The organism is Actinomadura sp. HBU206391, from assembly GCF_014323665.1.
Lineage (GTDB): Bacteria > Actinomycetota > Actinomycetes > Streptosporangiales > Streptosporangiaceae > Actinomadura_C.
On the sequence record NZ_JABVEB010000096.1, the window covers coordinates 1 to 22,332 of the forward strand.

Consider the following 22,332-nt stretch of genomic DNA (forward strand, 5'->3'; position numbering starts at 1 on the left):
GAGGGCACCTCCATCATGCGGGCCGCCGCGCTGAGCGGTATCGACATCCCCAAGCTCTGCGCCACCGACACCCTCGAGTCCTTCGGCTCCTGCCGGCTCTGCCTGGTGGAGATCGACGGGCGCAAGGGGACCCCGGCCTCGTGCACCACGCCCGTCACCGAGGGCATGCGGGTCAGCACGCAGACCCCGAAACTGGAGAAGCTCCGCCAGGGCGTGATGGAGCTGTACATCTCCGACCACCCGCTCGACTGCCTCACCTGCTCGGCGAACGGCGACTGCGAGCTGCAGGACATGTCGGGCACCGTCGGGCTGCGCGAGGTGCGTTACGGGTACGAGGGCGAGAACCACCTGGACGCGCCGAAGGACACCAGCAACCCCTACTTCGACTTCGACGCGTCGAAGTGCATCGTGTGCTCCCGCTGCGTGCGGGCGTGCGACGAGGTGCAGGGTACGTTCGCGCTCACCATCGAGGGCCGGGGCTTCGAGTCCAAGGTCTCCCCCGGCGCCGGCGGCTCGTTCATGGAGTCCGACTGCGTCTCCTGCGGCGCGTGCGTCCAGGCCTGCCCGACCGCGACGCTCCAGGAGCGCTCGGTGGTCGACCTGGGCATGCCGAGCCGCAGCGTGATCACCACGTGCGCCTACTGTGGGGTCGGCTGCTCGTTCAAGGCCGAGCTGCGCGGCGATCAGGTCGTCCGGATGGTCCCGTACAAGGACGGCGGGGCCAACGAGGGGCACTCCTGTGTGAAGGGGCGGTTCGCCTTCGGCTACGCGACCCATCCGGACCGGGTGATGAAGCCGATGGTCCGCGAGCGGATCACCGACCCCTGGCGTGAGGTGGAGTGGGACGAGGCCATCGGGTTCGTCGGCTCACGGCTGCGCGACATCCAGACGCGGCACGGCGTGGGCTCGATCGGCGCCATCACCTCCTCGCGGTGCACCAACGAGGAGGTCTACGTCGTCCAGAAGATGGTGCGGGCGGTGTTCGGCAACAACAACGTCGACACCTGCGCCCGGGTGTGCCACTCGCCCACGGGCTACGGGCTGAAGCAGACGTTCGGCACCTCGGCCGGCACCCAGGACTTCCGGTCCGTGGCCAAGGCCGACGTCATCATGATCATCGGGGCCAATCCGACCGACGGCCACCCGGTCTTCGCCTCCCGGATGAAACGGCGGCTGCGCGAGGGCGCTCAGCTCATCGTCATCGACCCGCGCCGAATCGACCTGGTGCGCTCGCCGCACATCGAGGCCGCCCATCACCTGCAGCTCGCGCCGGGCAGCAACGTCGCGATCGTCAACGCGCTGGCCCACGTGGCGGTGACCGAGGGCCTCGCCGACCTGGCCTTCGTGACCGAGCGCTGCGAGGGCTTCGACGACTGGGCCGAGTTCATCTCCCGCCCGGAGAACAGCCCCGAGGCGGTCGAGCCGATCACCGGTGTGCCCGCCGCCGAGCTGCGCGCCGCGGCACGGCTGTACGCCTCCGCGCCCAACGGTGCCATCTACTACGGCCTGGGCGTCACCGAGCACAGCCAGGGCTCCACGATGGTCATGGGCATGGCCAACCTGGCCATGGTGACCGGCAACATCGGCCGTGAGGGAGTGGGCGTCAACCCTCTGCGCGGTCAGAACAACGTGCAGGGCTCCTGTGACATGGGGTCGTTCCCGCACGAGCTGCCCGGCTACCGGCACGTGTCCGACGACGCCGTGCGCACGGTGTTCGAGAACGTGTGGGGCAGCCCCATCCTGGCCGAGCCAGGCCTGCGGATCCCCAACATGTTCGACGCGGCGATCGACGGCTCCTTCCGCGCCCTGTACGTGCAGGGCGAGGACATCGCGCAGTCGGACCCGAACACCAAGCACGTCACCGCGGCCTTGGAGGCTCTCGAGCTGGTCGTCGTACAGGACCTGTTCCTCAACGAGACGGCCAAGTTCGCGCACGTCCTGCTCCCCGGCACGTCCTTCCTGGAGAAGGACGGCACGTTCACCAACGCCGAGCGCCGGATCAACCGGGTGCGGCCCGTCATGGCGCCCAAGACCGGCAAGCACGAGTGGCAGATCGTGTGCGAGGTCGCCCAGGCGATGGGCTACGACATGCACTACGACCACCCGCGCGAGATCATGGAAGAGATCGCCGCCACGACGCCCACCTTCGCAGGCGTCTCCTTCGATAAGCTCGACAAGCTCGGCAGCGTGCAGTGGCCCTGCAACGAGAACGCTCCCGAGGGCACGCCGATCATGCACGTCGGCCAGTTCGTCCGGGGCATGGGCCAGTTCGTGCAGACGACCTTCGTGCCGACCGAGGAGCGCAGCACCCGGAAGTTCCCGCTGATCCTCACGACCGGCCGCATCCTGTCGCAGTACAACGTCGGCGCGCAGACCCGGCGCACCGCCAACGTCGTCTGGCATCCCGAGGACCTGCTGGAGATCCACCCGCACGACGCGGAGGTGCGCGGGATCGACGACGGCGACATGGTGAGCCTGGCCAGCCGGGTGGGCGAGACCACGTTGCGGGCGCGCATCGTGGACCGCATGCCCGTGGGGGTGGTCTACACGACCTTCCATCACCCGGTGACCGGCGCCAACGTGGTGACCACCGAGAACTCGGACTGGGCGACGAACTGTCCCGAGTACAAGGTGACCGCCGTCCAGGTCGGGCTCAAACAGCCGGCCGCCGAGCGAACCGCCGGGGCGCGGTCACGCGACCTGCAGACCCTGAGCGACTGAGGTGTCGATGACCACGGACCCCCAGATCCGGCTGGCGACCGAGATCGCGGCACAGTTCCGGCATCGGCCGCCCGATGAGGCGGCCGAGGCCATCGCGAGGCACATCCGCAGCTTCTGGGACCCGCGGATGCGGGCCGGGCTGTCGGCGCAGGTGGAGGCCGGCGCCGTCACCGACCCGCTGGTGCTCGCCGCCGTACGGCTGCTGCAGCGATAGCGCCATCGAGCCGCGGCACAGACCGCTCGCACCGTAAGCGAACACCCGAACGCGCGAACAACTGCATGATCACGGCGGGAAGAGGCGCCCCCCAGCAAGGAGCGCACCTTCGGGAGGACCCCTCATCCGCCGTGATCATGCAATTACGCACACCCCCGATCACACCGGAGGCCCGCACCGCACGCGGACATGCGCACAACTGCATGATCACGGCGGAGAGGGGCGGCCTGCGGGTGGGGGTGCGCTTCGCGGTTGGGGCTCTTCCTGAGCCTGGCCGAGGACCTGGCACGACCGGGAAGATCTCGACCAAGCAAATGCTTGGTGTTAGCGTGACGGCACGACGGCGGCGCGGTCACGGGACGGCGCCACCCGGGAGGAGCACCCGGGACCGCGCACGTGTACGAGGGACGGAGCCCGGACCATGACGACGATGCGTGCGGCGGTACTGCGTGAGTTCGGTGCCCCCATGGAGATCGCCGAGGTTGAGGTGGCGGACCCTCGAGAGGGCGAGGTACTGGTCAAGGTGGCCGCCTCCGGGATCTGCGGTTCCGACCTCAAGGCGCTCGACGGCAAGAGCCCGGCCGTGCGGGAACTGCCCTTCATCCTCGGCCACGAGAGCGCCGGGGTCGTCGCGGCCACCGGTCCGGGCGTCACCTCGGTCCGTGCCGGCGACCATGTGATCATTGCGATGAACGGGCCGTGCGGCCGGTGCCGCAACTGCTCGCGCGGCCGGGTGCACCTGTGCAGCGGGCGCGCCCGGATGAGCGCGATCATGGGGCTGATGGGTGACGGCACCACCCGGCTGACGGTCGGCGGCACGCCCGCCCGGCCAATGATCGGTATCGGGTCGTTCGCGGAGTACGCCGTCGTCGGTCAGGCGAGCTGCGTCAAGGTCGGCCGGGAGCTCCCCCTGGACCTGCTGGCGCTGACCGCCTGCGGCGTCGTCACCGGCGTCGGCGCCGTCCTCAACACCGCCCGGGTCGAGCCCGGCTCCAGCGTGCTCGTGGTCGGCTGCGGTGGCGTCGGGCTCAACGTGATCCAGGGCGCGGTGCTGGCCGGCGCGACGACGATCATCGCCGCCGACGTCATGGACGCCAAGCTGAAGACGGCCGAGGAGTTCGGCGCCACGCACACGCTCCTCGCCGGAGACCTGGCCGCGCAGGTCGGCGAGATCGTCCGGGGTGGCACCGACTACGCCTTCGACGTCACGGGCAACGCCGACGTGCTCACGCGGGCCTTCAACGCGACGCAGCCCGGCGGCACCACGGTCATGGTGGGGAGCCCGCCGGCCGGGCAGACGATCAGCGTGTCCCCGCAGACCCTCTTCGGATCGCGGCGGCTCATGGGCACGCAGGGCGGCGACGCCGTGCCCGCGCGTGACCTGCCGTTGCTCGTCGACCTCTACCGCCGAGGGCGGCTGAACCTCGAGGGCCTGGTCAGCGAACGTGTGTCCCTGGAGAGCGTCAACGAGGCCGTGGAGCACGTCCGCTCCGGTGCCGTCGCCCGGTCCGTCATCGTCTTCGGCTGAAGCGCCAGGCCGCCGGCGGCGCGTGCCGGGGCAAGCCGCAGGTCCGTCGGATACCGGCCTCCGGCGCCAGGCTGACCCAAGTGCCGTGGGGACGGTAGATTCATTGATCGCCGAGGTCTTCCGAGACCGCACCCCGCCGCACAGCCGACTCCCCCCGCACCGCACCAGAGGAAGCCCCATGTCACAGCCGACCGACGACGAACGATCACCCTCCGAGTCGCCGGAGGAGGATCGGTCTTCCGCCGACGCGCAGCCCCCGCCGCACGGATCGCTCTACGGGCAGCCCGAGGGCGCGCCCCCGCCCGGCTATGGACGGCCGCAGGGCGGGCCGCCGCCCCAAGCACCATACGGGCAGCCGGGCTCGCCCGGCCAGGGCGCACCGTACGGTCCGCCGGGTTCCCACAGGCAGGGGCCCTATGACGGCCAGTGGGGGTACGGACCGCCGGGAAACCCCGGACAGCCCCGCACCCAGGCGGTCGGCGACGACACGACCTGGGCGCTGTTCTGCTACATCGGCATGATCATTGCCGGCGTCGTCGCGCCGCTGGTCATCTACTTCGCGAAGCGGAGCCAGTCGGCGTTCATCCGGCACCACGCCGCTCAGTCCCTGAACTACTCGATCACTGTGCTGCTGCAGATGCTCATCTCGCTGGCCATCGCGATCCCGATCGTCGTCGTGACGTCCGAGCCGCTGTGGTTCCTGATCTGCGTACCGGTGGTCCTGTTCCACGCGATCGCCCAGTACGTGTTCATCATCCTCGGGACCATCAGGGCGAGCCAGGGCGAGATGTACTCCTTCCCGACCTGGACCTGCTGGCGGATGATCCGCTAGCCGACGGCCGAGACCATCGGGACCGCTCAGCGGCTACCCGCTAGGACAGGTAGCTCTCGGTGTAGCGGTCGAGGACGGGCAGCACGTCGTCCCGGTCGCCGGCGGGCACCCGCAGCACGACCTCCTCGATGCCGAGCGAGGCGTAGTGGTCGAGCTTGCGGGACGTCGGCACGGTGCCGAAGGGGATCACCGGGACGGGGTCGCGGCCCACGGCCTCGCATGCCTCACGCAGCCGCGGGAGCGCCTGCCGGACGCCGGCTCCCCCGATGGGCATCCATCCGTCCCCGTACTCGGCGATGTGCGCGAAGAGCGTCGGCCCGGCGCCGCCGCCGACCAGGACCGGTACCCGGCCGACCGGCTTGGGCCACGACCAACTCGGCTCGAAGCGGGCGAACTCCCCCTCGAAGGACGCCTCCTCGCGCGACCACAGCTCGCGCATCGCCAGGACGTGCTCGCGCACGACGGCCCGCCGAAGGCGCCACGGGACCCCGTGGTCGGCGGCCTCCTCCACATTCCAGCCGTAACCCACACCGAGCACGAACCGGCCGCCGGACATCCGGTCGAGCGTCGCGATCGCCTTGGCGGTGACGATCGGCTCCCGCTGCGCGAGCAGGCAGACCCCGGTGCCGAGCGTGATGCGCCCGGTCACCACGGCCGCCCCGGCGAGTGCTATGAGCGGATCGGGCGTACGGGCGTACTCCTCGGGCAGCGTGTCCTGCCCCGTCGGCGGCGGCGTCGTACGGGCGGTCGGGATGTGGGTGTGCTCGGGCAGGTACAGCGAGCTGAATCCGCGCGCCTCCGCCTCGCGCGCCAGCAGATGCGGCGGCATCGCATGGTCCGTCGCGAACATCGTGATCCCCAGCCGCATGCGCGAGCTCCCGTCCTCCGGTGACGCCTACGATCAAGGCTATCGACCAAGCGATTGCTCGGTATATCTATTCTGCTGTAGCGTGCGCTTGTTCGGTATCGAGAGAGGGGCCGCATGCCGTTCGCCGACCTGGGAGACGTCCGGCTCTTCTACACCGACGACCACGCCGGCGCGGCGGGCCCCCCGGTGCTGCTGGTGCACGGCTTCGGCGCCGACTCGCACGACTGGGACTGGCATATCGCCGACCTCGCGGCGGACCGGCGGGTGATCGCGCCCGACCTCCGCGGCCACGGCGGCTCCTCGGCGCCCGAGTCCGGCTACCGCCCGCGCGAGCTCGCCGATGACCTGGTCCGGCTACTGGACCGGATCGGCGTCGAGCGCGTGATCGCCTTCGGCCACTCCATGGGCGCGGTGGTGGTGAGCGCCCTGGCGGTCGAGCACCCGCAGCGGGTGCGGGCGCTGGTCTGCGTGGATCCGGGGTACGGCCAGACCCCCGACGTCGCCGCCGCCTTCCCGGCCATGATCGAGGGGTTGCGGGCGGACGCGTACGCGACCGCTCTCGCCAACGACGCGTGGTGCTACACGCCGGTGACACCGCCCTTCATCCGGACCTCGCACGCCCGCAAGATTCTCGCGACGCCACCGCACGCTCTCGCCCAGGCGTTCGCGGGCATGTTCTCCGGGGCCGACCAGTTCTGTGTTCGCCCCGCCGCCGACGAGTACCTGGCCCGGCGTGAGTGCCCCGTGTTGTCCTGCTGGTCCGCGGCGCAGTCCGCGTCGGCCGTCTGGGAGGCCGGTCTGTTCAAGCATCCCGCGTCCACGGCCCTGAGCTGGCCCGGGGCCGGCCACCGGCTGCACGAAGAACGACCGGCGGAGTTCCTGCTCGTCGTCAAGAACTGGCTCACGACGCTCCGCTAAAAGGAGAAGCCCGCAGTGAAATTTTCGATCTTCCTCAACCCGCAGATCCCCGGGTCCGGCTTCAGCGCCGAGGAGAACGCCAAGGCGAAGCGGCCCATCGGCCGGGACGTGGAGTCCTACCAGAAGCTGCTGCACGAGGTACGTGAGATCGCGGTGCACGCCGACCAGATCGGTTTCGACGCCCTGATGATGACCGAGCACCACTTCCACTCGGAGGGCTTCGAGTTCTCGGTGAACCCGCTGATGTTCCTCACCGATCTCGCGGCGCGCACCGAGCGAATCCTGCTCGCGCCGCTCGGCCTGGTGCTCCCCGCGTGGGACCCGATCCGGGCGGCCGAGGACGTGGCTCTGCTCGACCAGTTCTGCAAGGGACGGCTCCGGCTCGGGGTGGCCCGCGGCTACCAGAGCCGCTGGGCCAACGTGCTCGGCCAGCGCTGGCAGGCGGCCGCCGCCCGCTCGGACGGGTCACAGACCGACACCCGCAACTTCGACGTGTTCGGCGAGATCCTGCACATCATGAAGCTGGCGTGGACGCAGGACACGCTGAAGTACAAGAGCGAGGTCATCGACTACGAGGTGCCCTATCCCCACGAGGGCATCGAGGGCTGGCCGGCGGCCGAGTGGACCAGGACCTTCGGTGCCCCGGGTGAGATCGACGAACAGGGCATCCTGCGGGCCGTCTCGGTCTGCCCCAAGCCGTACCAGGACCCCCACCCCGAGCTGTGGCAGCCCTTCACCATCTCGGACCGGTCGGTGATCCGCGCCGCGCAGGAGGACATCCTGCCGTGGATGTTCACTCCGAACCCGGACGAGCACGCCGCCAAGGCCAAGCTCTATCAGGAGGAGGCGGCCAGGCAGGGCCGCGACTACAAGCTCGGTGAGCACACCGGCATCCTCAAGATCATCGGCATGGCCGACAGCCGCGAGGAGGCCATCGCGACGTACGGCAAGGGCATGCAGAAGGACTTCGCCGCCTTCTTCGGACCGTTCGGCTACCTCGAGGTCCTGCGCCAGAAGGAAGACGACAAGCACCAGCCGATCAGCCCGGAGAAGGGCGACTTCAAGCGCATGAACGAGGTCGAGATGGCGCTTCTCGGCGGTCCCGACGACGTCAAGCGCGGGATCCAGCGGATGCTCGACCGGATGCCCGACCTGGAGTGGTTCGGCCTGTTCATGCAGGGCCAGCAGGGCGTGCTGCCGCTCGACACCGTGAAGCGCAACCTGGAGCTGTTCGCCACCAAGGTCATCCCCGAGTTCCAGGACTGAGCGATCAGGGGGCTCCGGCCCCGCGAGCGACTGCAGATCACGACCGGGAGGCGCGGAGTGGAGTTCTGGCTCGGAGCGGCGTTCGTCGAGACGCACGAGTTCGGTCCGCTGGCCGAGGCGGCGGAGCGGCTCGGCTACGACGTCGTCGCGGTGTCGGATCACATTTTCTACACCGACTACCAGGCGTCCTATCCGTACTCGGCGACCGGCGCGCCGCCGTACAAGCCCGGGACGCACTGGCCGGACGTGTGGGTCACGATCGGGGCCATGGCGGCCGTCACCCGGCGGGTGCGGTTCGCGACCAACGTCTATGTCGCCCCGGCGCGCGACCTGTTCACCGTGGCGAAGGCGGTGTCGACGGCGGCCGTGCTGTCGCGCGACCGCACGATCTTCGGGGTCGGCGTCGGCTGGTGCGAGGACGAGTTCCGCCAGACCGGCCAGGACTTCCGTACCAGGGGCAGGCGGCTGGACGAGATGATCCCGGCCCTGCAGGAGCTGTGGAAGGGCGGAACGGTCGAGCACCACGGCGCCGCCTACGACTTCGGCCCGCTCAGCATCGCCCCGGTGCCGGCCCGTCCGGTGCCGGTGTACATCGGCGGGGACAGCGACGCGGCTCTGCGCAGGGCGGCCCGCGTCGGCGACGGCTGGATCGGCAACCGCATCTACCGTGAGGACGCGCTCGCCGAGCTTCTCGACCGCCTGTCGGGGTTCCTCGCCGAGGAGGGACGCACCCTGGACGACTTGAAGGTGATCGCGCCGATCGGGGCGATGCCCAGCGCCGATCTGTACCGGAAATGGGCGGACCGGGGCGTCCACGGCACCATGGCCGCCCCGTGGTGGCTCGCCACCGACGAGGAGCGACGGCGGTACGAGGGCCTCGACCTGAAGCTCGCCACGATGGAGCGCTTCGCGGCCGAGGTCATCGGCGAGATGTAGGCGGCCGCCGGTCGATGGTCGCCGGAGCCGGCGTGATGTGCCGTACCAGCCCCGGTGGTGTTCCGTGCCTGGATCAGGCGGCGCGGCCGGCCTTGAGTACGGCGGTGGTGTCGACGACCCGGCGAGCCTGGTGGCGGGCCGCCTGCAAGGTCACCTCACTGGGTGGGCCGTCGCCGGCCACGTGGGAGGTGCCGTACGGGTTGCCGGACTGGAACTGGACGGGGTCGGTGTAGCCGGGGGGCACGATGATGCCGCCCCAGTGGTAGAAGGTGTTCCCGAGCGCCAGGAGGGTGGATTCCTGTCCGCCGTGGGCGGTGTTGGAGGCGGTGAAGGCCGAGTACACCTTGTCCGCGAGCTTGCCGTGAAACCACAGGCCACTGGTGGTCTCGATGAACGCCCTGAGCTGGCTGGCCGGGTTGCCGAAGCGGGTGGGGGTACCGAACAGCACCGCGTCGGCCCAGTCCAGGTCGTCGAGGCCGGCCTCGGCGACGTCGGCGGTGTCCTGGAGATGCCCGGCCCAGGCCGGCTTGGCGCTGATCGCCTCCGGTGGGGCCGATTCGGCGACCTTACGCAGTCGCACGTATGCGCCGGCCTTTTCCGCGCCCTCGGCGGCGGCCTGCGCCAAGGCGTGCACGGTGCCTGTGGCACTGTAATAAATGATCGCGACGTTCACGGGTTCCATGATCGGTTTCCTTCCTTCGCGTTCGGTTCAGCAGTACGACGACGCGACCCCCCGGAATGTGAGGGACTCGCCGGCCTCACAGTTCGGTGCGCTGTCTCGTCGATCTGTCGAGGGCGGATGCGACGAAGGAAGGTCGGCGACACCATGACCACCCGATCCGGACCAGGAGACGGCCGACTTGATCCGGGCCTGAGCGCGATCATGAGCGAGCGGCGCCAGCTGATCAATCTCGGGTACCGGCTCCTCGGCTCCCTGGCCGATGCCGAGGATGTCGTACAAGAGACCTACGCCCGCTGGTACGCCATGTCCCGACAGCAGCGGGAAGCCATCGAATCCCCCGGCGGCTGGCTGACGAAGGTCGCCAGTCGCATCTGCCTCGACCTGCTCGGCTCGGCACGGGCCAGGCGCGAGCGGTACGTGGGCGAGTGGATCCCGGAGCCGCTGCCCGACCGCACCGAGTGGATCAGCGGGCGGCCGGGCGGCAGCACGGCCGACCCGGCCGACCGGGTCACCCTCGACGAGTCGATCAACATGGCCTTCCTCATCGTGCTCGAATCGATGACCCCGGCCGAGCGCGTCGCGTTCATCCTGCACGACGTCTTCCGCTACCCCTTCGCCGAAGTGGCCGAGATCGTCGGCCGTACGCCGGCGGCATGCCGCCAGCTGGCCTCCTCAGCCCGCCGCCGCATCCGCACATCGCAGGCTCCAGCGACCCCCGCAGACCAGCACGCCGCAGCCGTCAGAGCCTTCAAGCAGGCATGGGAGGCCAAGGACATCGACGCCCTCATCGGCCTCCTCGACCCCGACGCCATGGCGACCGGCGACGGCGGCGGACTCGTCACAGCCGCGCTCCGCCCGGTCGAAGGCGCCGAGCAGATCGCGCGTTTCTTCGCCGATCGGGCCAGTGCGGCACCCGACGTGACGATCCTGGAGTGCACGGTCAACGGCCGGCCCGGCCTGGTGGCTCAACTGGACGGCGTCACCGTGTCGGTGATGGCGTTCGACGTCGCAGGCGACCGGATCAAGCACATCTGGGCGGTACTCAACCCCGACAAGCTCCGCCCTTGGACGACAGGCTGACACGCGCCTTCGTACCATCGGATCCGCCCACTGCTTCGAACGCAAACGGGCTTCGAACGCAACGGGCACGGCGGCGACTTCCACCTCTACCTGGCCGCCGCGTTCGTCACCGTCCGCGCGCTCATCCGCCAGGGTGCGACGCCGGAAGGGTGCGCTCAGCCGCCGACGCGGGCGACGGCCCGTACCGGTGCGCCGTCGGCGCCCGCCAGCCGGAGCGGGAACAGCGAGACCTCGATCGGCAGGCCCGACGCCTGCGCGTCGAGCAGCCGGTCGAGGCCGGTCAGGTTCTCGGCGATGACGGCCCCGGCACCGCACAGCACGCGGTGGGCGGCGAGCGAGAACTCCTCCCCGTCCCCCGGGGTGCGGTCGACGCTGAGCGCGTCGATGCCGACCGTACGGACCCCGGCCGCGACGACGGCCTCGGCGGCGCCCGGCTCCAGCCAGGGGTGCTCCAGGTAGCCCGCGCTCCCCCAGTGCGCCGACCAGCCGGTGGCGAACAGCAGGACCGCCCCGGGCCGCAGCCGATCCGCGACCCCTTCGAGGAAACGGGCACCGATGGGCGCGCGAGGTGCGAGCCCGCGCACGTCGGCCACCACCGCCGGGCCTGTGAACCGCCCGAGCGGCAGCTCGTCCAGCCTCGGCAGGGCGTCGTCAACGTGGTACGGCGCGTCGACATGGGTACCCGACTGCGAGCCCATGTGGAGCCTGAGCACGTTGACCTCCGACCCGGCGATCGTCAGCGCGGGCTCCAGCGACACCTCGGGGTCACCGGGGTAGACCGGCATTCCCGACGCGATGGGCACCGACAGATCGACCAGTTCCTCCACACCGCAACGGTATGCCCCCAGCGCGCTTCAGGATCCGCCGGCGACCGGACGGTGCTGGAAGTGGCGTGCGAGGACGTCAGCCGAATCGGTCCAGGCTGTGGCGTATCACTGTCAGCGCCTCGTCGGCGCTTCGTTGCCCCAGTAGCACGCTGGTGCCCAGTCCGGCTGACATCGTGAGCAGGGCGATGGCTTCCAGGTGGGGGTCGGTCGCCTTGGACATGTCTCCGGCCTGTTGCGCGCGTCGTACCTGTTCGGTGATGAACCGCTCCATGGCGTCAGGTGCCGTGAGGAAGGGCTGCCGCCTCAGGGCGGTGTCCGTTTTCGTCCTCGAACGAATCTGATCGAGGACGACGTGCCGGTCGGCGCCGCGGCCCGCGCGACGTCCGGTGGGACGTCCGGTGCCACGCTCGGCTCAGGTGGCATCGCTCCGCCGTACGTCATGGCGCCCCCTGCCGTCGCGGGTGAGCGCGGCGGCGACCCACGGCGTCAACAAGACGGCGATCTCCCAGGCGGCACCGGCCACATCGGAGCACGGCGCGATCCGATGTCCGAGAGACGAGCGGAACCACCACACCTTCCCCGGGCCCGCCACGACGGTCACGGTCTCGCCGACGCACGGCACCGGCGCGGCGAACACCCGCAGCGACGGCGGCGACTCCTCGTACCGCGCGACGCTCGACCAGCCGGCGCGCCCCAGCTCACGGGCGAGCCGGTCGAGGTAACGGTATGCCCGCCACCTGACCGCCCGAGGCGGTACGTCCGGCGCGCTCGGGGGTATGCGCACCTGCCGCACCGCCTCGGCCTTCCCCTGCGAGGCCGCACCCTGACGAGGGGGCGGTACGGCCTCGGCCGGTGACGGCGGCTCCCAGCGGTACGCCATCACCGGGTCTCATGACGCTTCGCGGCGGCCCGGGTCCGTTCCTCGGCGAGTGCCTCGCGCAGCTCGTCCGGGGTGGAGCGGATGACCGTCGGATCGATGCCCGCCACCGGATCGTGCAGGCTGGCGACCCAGTCCCCCAACCGCCCATCGGATCGGACCGACCGCCAGATGCGATGGCCGGGATGATCGGCACGGAGCCGGGAGAGATCTTGATCGTCAGGGGACGCGCACATGTCCATCAAGGGCCTCGCGTGGGGGTGTCTGCCGGAACGTCGTGACCAGGATCACATAGATGACTACGCTCAGCCACATACCGGCCACACCCACCGCGCACCTGTACGACCACCATGATCCGGACGCGACACCCCAGGACGCCCCCATGTCTGATGACGCACGCGAATACACCCGCGACCCCCTGGTCAGGGCCTTCGGCACCGTGCTGCGTGCGCACCGCGAAGAGGCGGGGCTGTCGCGCGCGCAGCTCGCCGAGTCGCTCGGCTGCTCACCGCAGTGGATCGAGAAGTTAGAGACCGGCAAGAAGCCCTCCAAGGAGTCGGCGATCGATCTCGACACCTTCTTCGAGATCCCGGCGCGCACCTTCCAGCGCATGTGGGAGGAGATCGAAAGCGCCGGACGGCGTCCTGCGGCACCGCCGGGATTCCGCAGGTACGCGGAACTTGAGAAACAGGCGACGACCATCCGCAAATTCGAGGCCCTGCTGATCACGGGCCTCTTCCAGACCGAGGACTACGCCCGCGCGGTGCTGACCTCGTTCCTGGCGCCCGACGCGTTCGAGCGGGCGCTGGCCATCCGCATGGAGCGCAGAGAGATCCTCACTCGCGACCGCCCTCCGCGCGTGTGGCTCACGATCGATGAAGGGGTCATTCGCCGGTCGGTCGGCGGACCCGAAGTCATGCGCGAACAACTCCGCCACCTGTTGGACACCGGCGAGCACCCCCACACCATGATCCAGGTTCTGCCGCACGACACGACCGATCACTATGTAGGAGCGCTGTCGGCCAGCTTCACCCTCCTCGGATTCGATGACTCACCCGATGTGGCATATGCCGAGGCCGCTGGGCAGGGAAATTTGATCCACGAACCGCGTGCGGTCGCTGACTGTGTCGTACAGTATGAGTCGCTACGCGGCCACGCGCTCCCCGTTGCGGAGTCACGGCGCCTGATCGAGGCAGCGATGGAGGACCTGTGAGGGACATGTCGGCCGTCCAATGGCGCAAGAGCCGTCGCAGTGGAGGAGACGGCGGCGACTGCGTGGAGGTCGCAAGCCTCGACCCTGCGATCGCCGTGCGGGACTCCAAGAACCCCGACGGCGCCAAGCTGATCCTCGACGCCGCCGGCTGGCGGTCCTTCGTCCGCCGCGTCAAGGCGAGCGAACACGACCTGACCTGAGCTCACCCCGAGAAGGGGCACCGGATCACGTGAAGAGGGTGCGGTAGCCGTCGAGGGCGGGCTGACCGCCGAGGTGGGCGTAGAGCACGTTCGAGCCGGGCTCGATCTCGCCGCCGGCGACGAGGCCGACGAGCCCGGCCATCGACTTCCCCTCGTACACCGGGTCGGTGATCATGCCTTCCAGCCCGGCGACGAGCCGCATCGCCTCCAGCGTGCTCTCGTCGGGCACACCGTAGACCCCGGCGTGGTAGCGCTCGTCGAGCACGATCTCGTCGTCGGTCAGATCGCGGCCGAGACCGATTCGCGCCGCGGTGTCACGGGCGATCCGGGCGATCTGTTCCCACGTCTCGCGGGGCCTGGCCGAGGCGTCGATGCCGATGACGCGCCGCGGGCGGCCGTCCAGCGCGAAACCCGCGATCATCCCCGCTTGAGTGCTGCCCGTCACCGAGCACACGATGACGGTGTCGAAGAAGACGCCGAGCTCATGCTCCTGTTCGGCGACCTCGCGCGCCCACCCGGCGAAGCCGAGCCCGCCGAGCGGATGGTCGGAGGCGCCGGCCGGGATGGCGTACGGCCGGCCGCCCGCCTCCTCGACGTCGCGCAGGGCCCGCTCCCAGCTCTCCTTGATCCCGATCCCGAACCTCGCCTCGACGAGGCGCACCTCGGCGCCGAGGAGCCGGGACAGCAGGATGTTGCCGACCTGGTCGTAGACGGGATCGGGCCAGTCGACCCAGCTCTCCTGCACGAGCACGCACCTCAGTCCGAGCCGTGCGGCGGTCGCGGCCACCTGACGGGTGTGGTTCGACTGCACCCCGCCGATCGACACGAGCGTGTCGCAGCCCTGGGCGAGGGCGTCCGCGACGAGGTACTCCAGCTTGCGCGTCTTGTTGCCGCCGTAGGCGAGCCCGGAGTTGCAGTCCTCGCGCTTGGCCCACAGCCGCACGGCGCCGCCGAGGTGCTCGGTGAGCCTCGGGAGGGGGTGGACGGGTGAGGGGCCGAGCAGCAACGGCTCCCGGGGGAAGGAGTCGAGGTTCGTCGTCAGGTCTCCGGTGGTCATGTGCTCGCCGTCTCGCCGTCCCGCTCGAGCAGTTCGCCGAGCGTCGTCCAGTTCTCGCGGGTCAACGCGACCGCCGCCGGCACGTCGTCGGCGGCACAGGCGTCGATGAGCCGGTCGTGCATGGCGATCAACCGGCGGCCGGGCAGGGACGCGAAGCGCAACCGCTCCAGCCGCCGGATGATCGGCAGATGACGCTCGATCGTCGCGGCGAGCGCCCTGTTGCCCGTCGCGGCGACCGGAACGTGGTGGAGGGCGTCATCGGCCGCGAGCGCCCCGGCGACGTCTCCCGCGTCGAGCGCGGCGGCGAACGCCGCGTTGGCCTCGCGCATCCGCTCGACGTCCGCCTCGGACATCACCGGGACCGCCTCGCGCACCGCGAGCTCGTGCATGGCGCACACGACGACGTGGGCGTCGCGCACGTCGCGCACCACGAGCGGGGTAACGCGCGTCCAGCTGTGCGGCTTCGCCTCGACCAGTCCCTCGTCCGTCAGCCTGGCCAGCGCCTCACGCACCGGCGTGCGCGACAGGCCCACGCGCTCGGCGAGTTCGACGTCGCGGATGATCTCACCGGGCGCCAGGTCGCCCGCGACGATGGCGTCCCGCAGCAGGACGTACGCCTCGTCCCGCAGCAACGAGCGGTCCACGCGCCTTAGCGGTTCAGGTGGCATGCAATATATTGGATATCGAAATTGGAACGTGTGTCAACCGCTCAGCCGGTACCGTGACCGCGTGCTTCCTTTTGTGACCGCCACCCGGTACGTGACGCCGCTGCGTGAGGGCGGCTCTCTGCCCGGCGTGGTGGAGGCCGACGACCTCGGTACGTACGTCATGAAGTTCACCGGCGCCGGGCAGGGCCGCAAGGCCCTCATCGCCGAGATCATCGCCGGCGAGCTGGCGCGGCGGCTCGGCTTCCGGGTGCCCGACCAGGCCATCGTCGACCTCGATCCGGTGATCGGCCGACACGAGCCCGACGAGGAGGTCCAGGGGCTGCTCAAGGCGAGCACGGGCTGGAACCTCGGGGTCGACTTCCTGCCCGGATCGCTCGGCTACGACCCGCTGGGCTGGACGGCCGAGGCCGGATGGGCCAGCCGCGTCGTGTGGTTCGACGCGTTCATCGCCAACGTCGACCGCAGCTGGCGCAACCCGAACATGCTGGTCTGGCACGGCGACGTCTGGCTCATCGACCACGGCGCCAGCCTGTACTTCCACCACGCCTGGGCCAACGCGGGCAAGCTCATCACCCGCCCCTACGACCTCGACGACCACGTGCTCACGCGGTTCGCCACCCGGCTGCCCGAGGCCGACGCCGAGCTGGCCCCGCGAATGACCGAGGAGCTGCTGCGCGAGGTGGTCGAGCTGGTCCCCGAGCGCTGGCTGGACGGTGAGCCGGGGTTCGCCGACGCCCAGGCCGTCAGGGACGCCTACGTCGAGCAGCTGCTGGCCAGGGCCGCCGCTCCGCGCGCGTGGCTGCCGGGCATCGGCGACACCCCCGCCAACGGTCGTACGCCGTCGTCGCGCACGGGCCGGCCCGAGTGGCTCGGCGGTGGCGCGGCGTGAGCGAGCCGAAGGGCGACGTCGGCGCCGTGTACGAGTACGCGGTGCTGAGAGTCGTCCCGAGCATCGAACGCGGCGAGGCGGTCAACGTCGGCGTGCTGGTCTACTGCCAGGTCAAAAACTTCCTCGGCTGCCGGACCCATCTCGATGAACAACGGCTGCTGGCCCTCGACCCGAACCTCGACCTCGACGGCGTGCGCACGGCGCTGCGGGCCATCGACCTGATCTGCTGCGGCGGCGAGAAGGCCGGCCAGGCGGCGAAAGAGCCCCCCGGCCGCCGGTTCCGCTGGCTCACCGCACCGCGCAGCACGATCGTGCAGCCGGGCCCGGTGCACGCGGGGCTCACGGGCGATCCGGCCGCCGAACTCGACCGGCTACTGGACGTCCTGGTCCGCTGACCCGGCATCGCGGTCCGGTCAGGCGACCGAGTGGCACACCACCTGATCTACCTCCTGTGTACCCGACCGTGCCCGCCTGATTTGTGTCAGCTTGCTAATGCGTATTATCATGGGGGTTTCTTTAAAAGCGATCTTCCTTGAGGGGCCTCTCGTGGCCCCGGGAAGAGGAGCGGCTTGCCGCCGCTTTACCGCCGATACGCATCCCCATCGGACAGGAAAACCACGCACCGTGACCGCTTCTCATCGCCGGCTGACCCAGCGGGACATCGCCCGCCTGGCCGGCGTCAGCCAGGCCACGGTGTCACTGGTGCTCAATGATCGGGCCGACGCCAACGTGCGGATCGCCCGGGACACGCGCGAGCGCGTGCTGCGGGTGATCAAAGAGACCGGATACGTCGCCGACCCCGTCGCCCGCCGGCTGGCGGAGCGGCGGAACCGGATCCTCGGCGTGTTCACCTATGAGGCCGTCTTTCCCAGCACCAGCGCGGACTTCTACCACCCGTTCCTGCTCGGCATCGAGGAGTGCGCCGAGGAGATCGGCTGTGACCTGCTGCTCTTCACCGGCGCGAGCGCCGCGGCCGGCGGCGGCCGGCGCATCTTCGGCGCGGGCGGCCGCGTGCGGCTGGCCGACGGCTGCCTGCTGCTCGGGCGCTCCGTCGACCGGGACGACCTGGCGCGGTTGCTGGCCGAGGGCATCCCGTTCGTATCGGTGGGCCGACGCGACGACGCCGGAGGTCCGGTTCCGTACGTGGGCGCCGACTATCCCACCGCGGTGCGCGGGCTCGTCGAGCGGGCCACCGCGCACGGCCATCGGCGGCTCGGCTACGTCCGGCTGGGCGCGGAGGCCGAGTCCCAGGCCGACCGGCTGCGCGGGTTCCATGACGCCGTCACCGCCATCGGGGCGGAGGGCACCTGCCTGACCTTCCCGGAGGAGGGCGCCGGTCCGGAAGAGGGCGCCGGCCGGCTCCTCGACGAACTGGCCGAACGGCGGCTGACCGCGGTCTTCACGGAAGACCCGTCCGTGGCCTCGCCGATTCTGCGGGCGGCACGCGCTCGCGGCCTGGCCGTGCCCGGCGACCTGTCGATCGTCTCCCTCGGTGTCCCGCCGGCCTCCGCCGGCCTGGACGTCGAGTTCGCCGGCCTGCGCATCCCACGGCGGGAGATGGGCCACAGGTCCGTCGAACTGCTGACCGGGCTGCTGGAGCGGGGCCATGGCGCGCCACAGGAACTGCTGCCCTGCGAGCTCGTCGCCGGAGACACCCTCGGCACCATCCGTCACACGAGCAAGGAGGACTGAGTTTCCGTATGGAAATGCACACTGACGTCCTGATCGTAGGCGGCGGCCTGGGCGGTGTCGCCGCGGCGCTGGCGGCGCTCAAGGCCGGCTCCTCCGTCGTGCTGACCGAGGAGTACGACTGGCTGGGCGGGCAGCTGACCAGCCAGGCCGTCCCACCGGACGAGCACACCTGGGTCGAGCAGTTCGGTGTCACGGGGAGCTACCGGGCACTCCGGGAGGGGATCCGGGACTACTACCGGGCCTTCTACCCGCTGACCCCGAGGTCTCGGTCGTGGCGTGAGCTGAACCCGGGCGCGGGCTGGGTGAGCCGGCTCTGCCATGAGCCCCGGGTGGCGGTCGCCGTCATCGACTCCATGCTCGCCCGCTACCGCGGGTCCGGGCGCCTGCGCGTGCTCCAGCCGTACCGGCCGGTCCGCGCGTCCACCGACGGCGATCGGGTGACCGCCGTGGTGCTGGCGCACCGCGATGACGGAACCGAGATCATGGCGCATGCGCCGTACGTGCTGGACGCCACCGAGACCGGGGAGCTCCTGCCGCTGACCGGCACCGAGTATGTGACGGGCTTCGAGTCCCAGGCCGAGACCGGCGAGCCCAGCGCGCCGCGGCAGGCCCAGCCGCAGAACATGCAGGCCATCTCGGTGTGCTTCGCGCTCGACCATGTCGACGGGGACCACACCATCGCGAGGCCGGCGAGCTATGAGTACTGGCGCGAGTACCAGCCGGAGTTCTGGGGCGACCGCCTGCTGTCCTGGCGATGCCCGACGCCGCGCACCGGAGAGCCCATCGAGCGGTCCTTCACGCCGAACCCGGGCGACGACCCGCTGGAGGTCCTCGCCGATCAGCAACGGCCCGGTGGCGACATGAACCTCTGGACGTTCCGGCGGATCGCGGCGCGGCGCAACTTCGAGGACGGCGCCTACCCGAGCGACATCACGCTGGTGAACTGGCCCATGATCGATTACCTGGACGGTTCGATCATCGACGTGCCGGACGCCGACAGGCACGTGGCGGCCGCCCGCGATCTGTCGCGGTCGGTGCTCTACTGGATGCAGACCGAGGCTCCGCGCCCGGACGGCGGCACCGGGTTCCCCGGGCTGCGCCTGCGCGGCGACGTGACGGGCGGTGCGGACGGGCTGGCGCAGGCTCCCTACATCCGGGAGTCCCGCCGGATCAGGGCCCTTTACACCGTGCCAGAGCAGGATCTCTCGCTCGCGGTGCGCGACGGCAAGGGCGCGGTGCGCTACGCGGATTCGGTCGGTATCGGGATGTACCGCATCGACCTGCACCCGTCGACCGGTGGCGACAACTACCTCGATGTTGGGTGCTCGCCGTTCGAGATCCCGCTCGGCGCACTCATCCCGCAGCGCATGGACAACCTCATCGCGGCGAACAAGAACATCGGCACCACGCACATCAGCAACGGCGCCTACCGCCTGCACCCCATCGAGTGGAACATCGGCGAGGCCGCGGGCGCCCTGGCCGCGTTCTGCCTGGAGAAGGACGTGGCCCCGCACGCGGTCCGCGAGAAGGAGGAACTGCTGTCGGAGTTCCAGGGCGGGCTCACCCGATCCGGCGTCGAGCTGCACTGGCCGCGGATCGCCGGCTACTGAGCTCCAGCTACTGAGTCGGGGCCGGCGTCAGAAGAGCACGGACATGAAGGTGTCGACGTCGGTGAAGCCGACGCGCTGGTAGGCGGCCCGCGCCCGGGTGTTGTAGTCGTTGACGTACAGCGTGACGGTCGGGGCGATCTCGCGGAGCGACGCGCGCACCAGCGCGGCCATGCCGCGCACCGACAGGCCACGGCCGCGCAGGTCCGGGTCGACCCAGACGCCCTGCACCTGGCAGGCGTGCGGCGTCACCGCGCCGATCTCGGCCTTGAACAGCACGCGACCGTCCTCGATCCGGGCGAACGACCGGCCGGCCCTGATCAGCTCGGCCACGCGGGCCCGGTAGAGCACGCCGCCGTCGCCCGAGTGCGGCGAGACGCCGACCTCCTCGGTGAACATGGCCACGCAGGCCGGGTAGATGACGTCGAACTCCTCCATCCGGACCCGCCTGACGGCCGGATCGGGCGCGATCAGCGGCGGCGTGGAGGTGGCCATCACCGGCTGGGTGGCACGGACGGCACGCGGCGGCCCCCAGTAGGCCGCGAGGATTCCCCACAGCTCGGTGACCGCCTCGACCGGGCCGACGATCGAGGAGCACCGGCGGCCCTGTGACCGCGCCCGCTCGCCGAAAGCCCGTACGGCGTCGGAGGTGGCGGCGATCGGGATGAGATTGGCGCCGGAGTAGCACAGCGAGGTCAGCCGGCCGTCGTGCGAGTAGCCCCACATCTGCGCGCCGAGGCGGCCCGGGTCGAGCCCGACCGCATGCACCCGGGAGCTGACGAACACGTTCGAGACGGGGGCCGAGTCGAGCAGATCGAGAACCTCGTCGCGGTACCGATCGTCGAGCACCCGTACCGGCAACGCATTCAGCATGCGCATGGTCCACCCGTCCCTGGATGTCATCGACGCCACGGCTACCAGAGTAGGACCCAATGCCCGAATCGGGTTCACCGGTATGGCGAAGGGCCCTCGTCGAAATCGACGAGGGCCCTTCATCGGCTATGACCTAAAGCCGGCTATTCCCCGATCACGGGCGGCCGAAGACCACCTCGGCGCGGGGCGTGCCGCCCGCGGACTTGGTCTTGGCCTGCACTGCGGTCGGGTCCGGGTCCGGCAGCGCCGCACAGGAGACGTCCGGGCCGTTGCCGGGCCGGTCCGCCGGAAGGGCTCCGGTGGACAGGTAGGCGTTGACCCTGTCGTCGAGGCAGGCGTTGCCGTTCAGCGTGTTGGCGTGGGTCTTGCCGCCGACCTCGGCGATCAGGCGGGACGGCAGCAGCTTGTGCATCTGCTCGCCACCGGGGTACGGCGTGGCCCCGTCCAGGGTGGACTGGACGAGCAGCGCCGTCGGCATGCCTCTACCGTCGATCTTCAGGGCGGGGCCGCCCTTGACCGGCCAGTACGCGATCGGGGCGTTGAACCAGACGTTGCCCCAGGTCTCGAACTTCACACCGGAGTTGTAGAGCTTGACGGCGTCCCGGTGCCACGTGCGCCAGTCGCGCGGCCACTTCGCGTCGACCGCCTGCACGCCGAGGTAGACCGCGAAGCCGTTGTCGTCGGACGACGCGATGTAGTTGTCGTAGAGGTAGACGAGCCCGCTGGGGTCGCCGTCGTTGATCTGCGCGGCGAGCGCCTCGGCCGGAACCTCGTACCAGCCGGTCGAATAGCCGGCGTTCAGCAGCGTGTCGGTGAGTTCCACCGGTCCGACCCGGCCGGAGAGCGGCGCCTTCTTCACCTGGGCGAGGAGCTTGTAGTAGGCCTTCTCGACGGCCGCGCCGGTCTTGCCGAGGTGGTAGACCGAGTCGTACTTCGCGATCCAGGCGAAGTAGAGCTTGATGTTGCGCTCGAACGCCTTGTCCTGCTCGAGCTGCCCCTGGTACCAGACGTCCCGTACGTCGACGTTGCCGTCGAGCACCATGCGGTCGACCCGCTTGGGGAACAGGGTCGAGTACGTCGCGCCGAGGTAGGTGCCGTACGAGAAGCCGTAGTAGCTGATCTTGCTGACGCCGAGCGCCGCGCGGATGCCGTCGATGTCGCGGGCGGCGTCAGTGGTGCGCAGGTGCGGCAGCAGCCAGCCGAACTTCTTGCCACAGGCCTCGGCGTACGCCTTCGACTTCTTGAGCCAGGCGAGCTCGTCCTTGGCCGACGACGGCACGTAGTCGGGCCGGACGGGGTCGGCATAGTGCGGATCGCAGGACAGCGCGGGCCTGCTGGCGCCGACACCGCGCGGGTCGAACCCGATGATGTCGTACTTCGCGGC

At 70.3% G+C, this 22,332-nt stretch carries 24 protein-coding genes; 14 read left to right on the forward strand and 10 right to left on the reverse strand.

Features of this window, described 5'->3' with window-relative positions; genetic code table 11:
• The 4 genes from fdhF to HKK72_RS23770 form a co-directional block, all read left to right on the forward strand.
• A partial coding sequence (gene fdhF, locus HKK72_RS23755) for a formate dehydrogenase subunit alpha (RefSeq protein ID WP_187236628.1) occupies positions 1-2,721 on the forward strand: 2,721 nt, incomplete at its 5' end.
• A gap of 7 nt (positions 2,722-2,728) precedes the next feature.
• Entirely contained in the window at positions 2,729-2,935 is a 207-nt protein-coding gene (locus HKK72_RS23760; protein WP_187236629.1) for a formate dehydrogenase subunit delta, read from the forward strand.
• A gap of 421 nt (positions 2,936-3,356) precedes the next feature.
• Positions 3,357-4,463 carry an alcohol dehydrogenase catalytic domain-containing protein gene (locus HKK72_RS23765; protein ID WP_187236630.1) on the forward strand — a complete coding sequence of 369 codons (1,107 nt, stop codon included), beginning with the start codon at positions 3,357-3,359 and terminating at the stop codon, positions 4,461-4,463.
• Positions 4,464-4,641: 178 nt separating this feature from the next.
• The gene (locus HKK72_RS23770) at positions 4,642-5,295 is read left to right on the forward strand and encodes a DUF4870 domain-containing protein (protein ID WP_187236631.1); all 654 of its coding nucleotides are present in this window, start codon (positions 4,642-4,644) and stop codon (positions 5,293-5,295) included.
• Between the two features lie 40 nt (positions 5,296-5,335).
• Here HKK72_RS23770 and HKK72_RS23775 read toward each other — a convergent pair whose 3' ends face one another.
• On the reverse strand, positions 5,336-6,163 hold the full coding sequence (locus HKK72_RS23775; RefSeq protein WP_187236632.1) for an LLM class F420-dependent oxidoreductase: 828 nt from the start codon (positions 6,161-6,163) through the stop codon (positions 5,336-5,338).
• A gap of 114 nt (positions 6,164-6,277) precedes the next feature.
• Between HKK72_RS23775 and HKK72_RS23780 the strand changes: the two genes are divergently transcribed.
• Genes HKK72_RS23780 through HKK72_RS23790 form a run of 3 tightly spaced genes read left to right on the forward strand, consistent with a single transcriptional unit; the run spans position 6,278 to position 9,283 of the window.
• Positions 6,278-7,081, forward strand: coding sequence for an alpha/beta fold hydrolase (locus HKK72_RS23780; RefSeq protein ID WP_187236633.1), 804 nt, complete (start codon positions 6,278-6,280; stop codon positions 7,079-7,081).
• Between the two features lie 15 nt (positions 7,082-7,096).
• Positions 7,097-8,347, forward strand: coding sequence for an LLM class flavin-dependent oxidoreductase (locus HKK72_RS23785; protein ID WP_187236634.1), 1,251 nt, complete (start codon positions 7,097-7,099; stop codon positions 8,345-8,347).
• A 57-nt stretch (positions 8,348-8,404) separates the two neighbouring features.
• Positions 8,405-9,283 (forward strand): TIGR03619 family F420-dependent LLM class oxidoreductase, encoded by an 879-nt coding sequence (locus HKK72_RS23790; protein WP_187236635.1) that lies wholly within the window; start codon positions 8,405-8,407, stop codon positions 9,281-9,283.
• A 73-nt stretch (positions 9,284-9,356) separates the two neighbouring features.
• Here the strand turns inward: HKK72_RS23790 and wrbA are convergent, their stop codons facing one another.
• The gene (wrbA, locus tag HKK72_RS23795; RefSeq protein WP_187236636.1) at positions 9,357-9,965 is read right to left on the reverse strand and encodes an NAD(P)H:quinone oxidoreductase; all 609 of its coding nucleotides are present in this window, start codon (positions 9,963-9,965) and stop codon (positions 9,357-9,359) included.
• A 117-nt stretch (positions 9,966-10,082) separates the two neighbouring features.
• Between wrbA and sigJ the strand changes: the two genes are divergently transcribed.
• Complete coding sequence (gene sigJ, locus HKK72_RS23800) at positions 10,083-11,045, forward strand: RNA polymerase sigma factor SigJ (protein ID WP_261987118.1); 963 nt, start codon at positions 10,083-10,085, stop codon at positions 11,043-11,045.
• A 155-nt stretch (positions 11,046-11,200) separates the two neighbouring features.
• Here sigJ and HKK72_RS23805 read toward each other — a convergent pair whose 3' ends face one another.
• From HKK72_RS23805 to HKK72_RS23820, 4 genes are all read right to left on the reverse strand, one after another.
• Positions 11,201-11,872 (reverse strand): cyclase family protein, encoded by a 672-nt coding sequence (locus HKK72_RS23805; protein WP_187236637.1) that lies wholly within the window; start codon positions 11,870-11,872, stop codon positions 11,201-11,203.
• Positions 11,873-11,948: 76 nt separating this feature from the next.
• On the reverse strand, positions 11,949-12,143 hold the full coding sequence (locus HKK72_RS23810; RefSeq protein ID WP_410050334.1) for a hypothetical protein: 195 nt from the start codon (positions 12,141-12,143) through the stop codon (positions 11,949-11,951).
• 141 nt (positions 12,144-12,284) lie between these two features.
• Positions 12,285-12,752, reverse strand: a complete 468-nt coding sequence (locus tag HKK72_RS23815; protein ID WP_187236638.1) for a hypothetical protein — start codon at positions 12,750-12,752, stop codon at positions 12,285-12,287.
• Positions 12,752-12,892, reverse strand: a complete 141-nt coding sequence (locus tag HKK72_RS23820) for a hypothetical protein (RefSeq protein WP_187236639.1) — start codon at positions 12,890-12,892, stop codon at positions 12,752-12,754. The genes HKK72_RS23815 and HKK72_RS23820 overlap by 1 nt, the downstream gene beginning before the upstream one ends.
• 152 nt (positions 12,893-13,044) lie before the next feature.
• Between HKK72_RS23820 and HKK72_RS23825 the strand changes: the two genes are divergently transcribed.
• Together HKK72_RS23825 and HKK72_RS23830 are read left to right on the forward strand one after the other, a co-directional pair.
• The gene (locus HKK72_RS23825) at positions 13,045-13,962 is read left to right on the forward strand and encodes a helix-turn-helix transcriptional regulator (protein WP_187236640.1); all 918 of its coding nucleotides are present in this window, start codon (positions 13,045-13,047) and stop codon (positions 13,960-13,962) included.
• A 5-nt stretch (positions 13,963-13,967) separates the two neighbouring features.
• The gene (locus tag HKK72_RS23830) at positions 13,968-14,162 is read left to right on the forward strand and encodes a DUF397 domain-containing protein (protein WP_187236648.1); all 195 of its coding nucleotides are present in this window, start codon (positions 13,968-13,970) and stop codon (positions 14,160-14,162) included.
• A 25-nt stretch (positions 14,163-14,187) separates the two neighbouring features.
• Here HKK72_RS23830 and HKK72_RS23835 read toward each other — a convergent pair whose 3' ends face one another.
• Positions 14,188-15,219, reverse strand: coding sequence for a 1-aminocyclopropane-1-carboxylate deaminase (locus tag HKK72_RS23835; protein WP_187236641.1), 1,032 nt, complete (start codon positions 15,217-15,219; stop codon positions 14,188-14,190).
• Positions 15,216-15,887, reverse strand: coding sequence for a GntR family transcriptional regulator (locus HKK72_RS23840; RefSeq protein WP_187236642.1), 672 nt, complete (start codon positions 15,885-15,887; stop codon positions 15,216-15,218). Before HKK72_RS23840 ends, HKK72_RS23835 begins: the two co-directional genes overlap by 4 nt.
• A gap of 61 nt (positions 15,888-15,948) precedes the next feature.
• Between HKK72_RS23840 and HKK72_RS23845 the strand changes: the two genes are divergently transcribed.
• The 4 genes from HKK72_RS23845 to HKK72_RS23860 all read left to right on the forward strand — a co-directional run bounded on the left by HKK72_RS23845 (position 15,949) and on the right by HKK72_RS23860 (position 20,078).
• Positions 15,949-16,776 carry a HipA family kinase gene (locus tag HKK72_RS23845; RefSeq protein WP_187236643.1) on the forward strand — a complete coding sequence of 276 codons (828 nt, stop codon included), beginning with the start codon at positions 15,949-15,951 and terminating at the stop codon, positions 16,774-16,776.
• Positions 16,773-17,171, forward strand: a complete 399-nt coding sequence (locus HKK72_RS23850) for a DUF3037 domain-containing protein (RefSeq protein ID WP_315987410.1) — start codon at positions 16,773-16,775, stop codon at positions 17,169-17,171. The genes HKK72_RS23845 and HKK72_RS23850 overlap by 4 nt, the downstream gene beginning before the upstream one ends.
• Positions 17,172-17,400: 229 nt before the next feature.
• Positions 17,401-18,468 (forward strand): LacI family DNA-binding transcriptional regulator, encoded by a 1,068-nt coding sequence (locus HKK72_RS23855; protein ID WP_222721051.1) that lies wholly within the window; start codon positions 17,401-17,403, stop codon positions 18,466-18,468.
• Positions 18,469-18,476: 8 nt separating this feature from the next.
• Positions 18,477-20,078, forward strand: a complete 1,602-nt coding sequence (locus HKK72_RS23860; protein WP_222721052.1) for an FAD-dependent oxidoreductase — start codon at positions 18,477-18,479, stop codon at positions 20,076-20,078.
• 27 nt (positions 20,079-20,105) lie between these two features.
• Here the strand turns inward: HKK72_RS23860 and HKK72_RS23865 are convergent, their stop codons facing one another.
• Together HKK72_RS23865 and HKK72_RS23870 are read right to left on the reverse strand one after the other, a co-directional pair.
• Positions 20,106-20,948 (reverse strand): DUF4081 domain-containing GNAT family N-acetyltransferase, encoded by an 843-nt coding sequence (locus HKK72_RS23865; protein ID WP_187236651.1) that lies wholly within the window; start codon positions 20,946-20,948, stop codon positions 20,106-20,108.
• 154 nt (positions 20,949-21,102) lie between these two features.
• On the reverse strand, positions 21,103-22,332 hold a 1,230-nt coding region (locus tag HKK72_RS23870), incomplete at its 5' end, for an alpha/beta hydrolase (protein WP_187236645.1).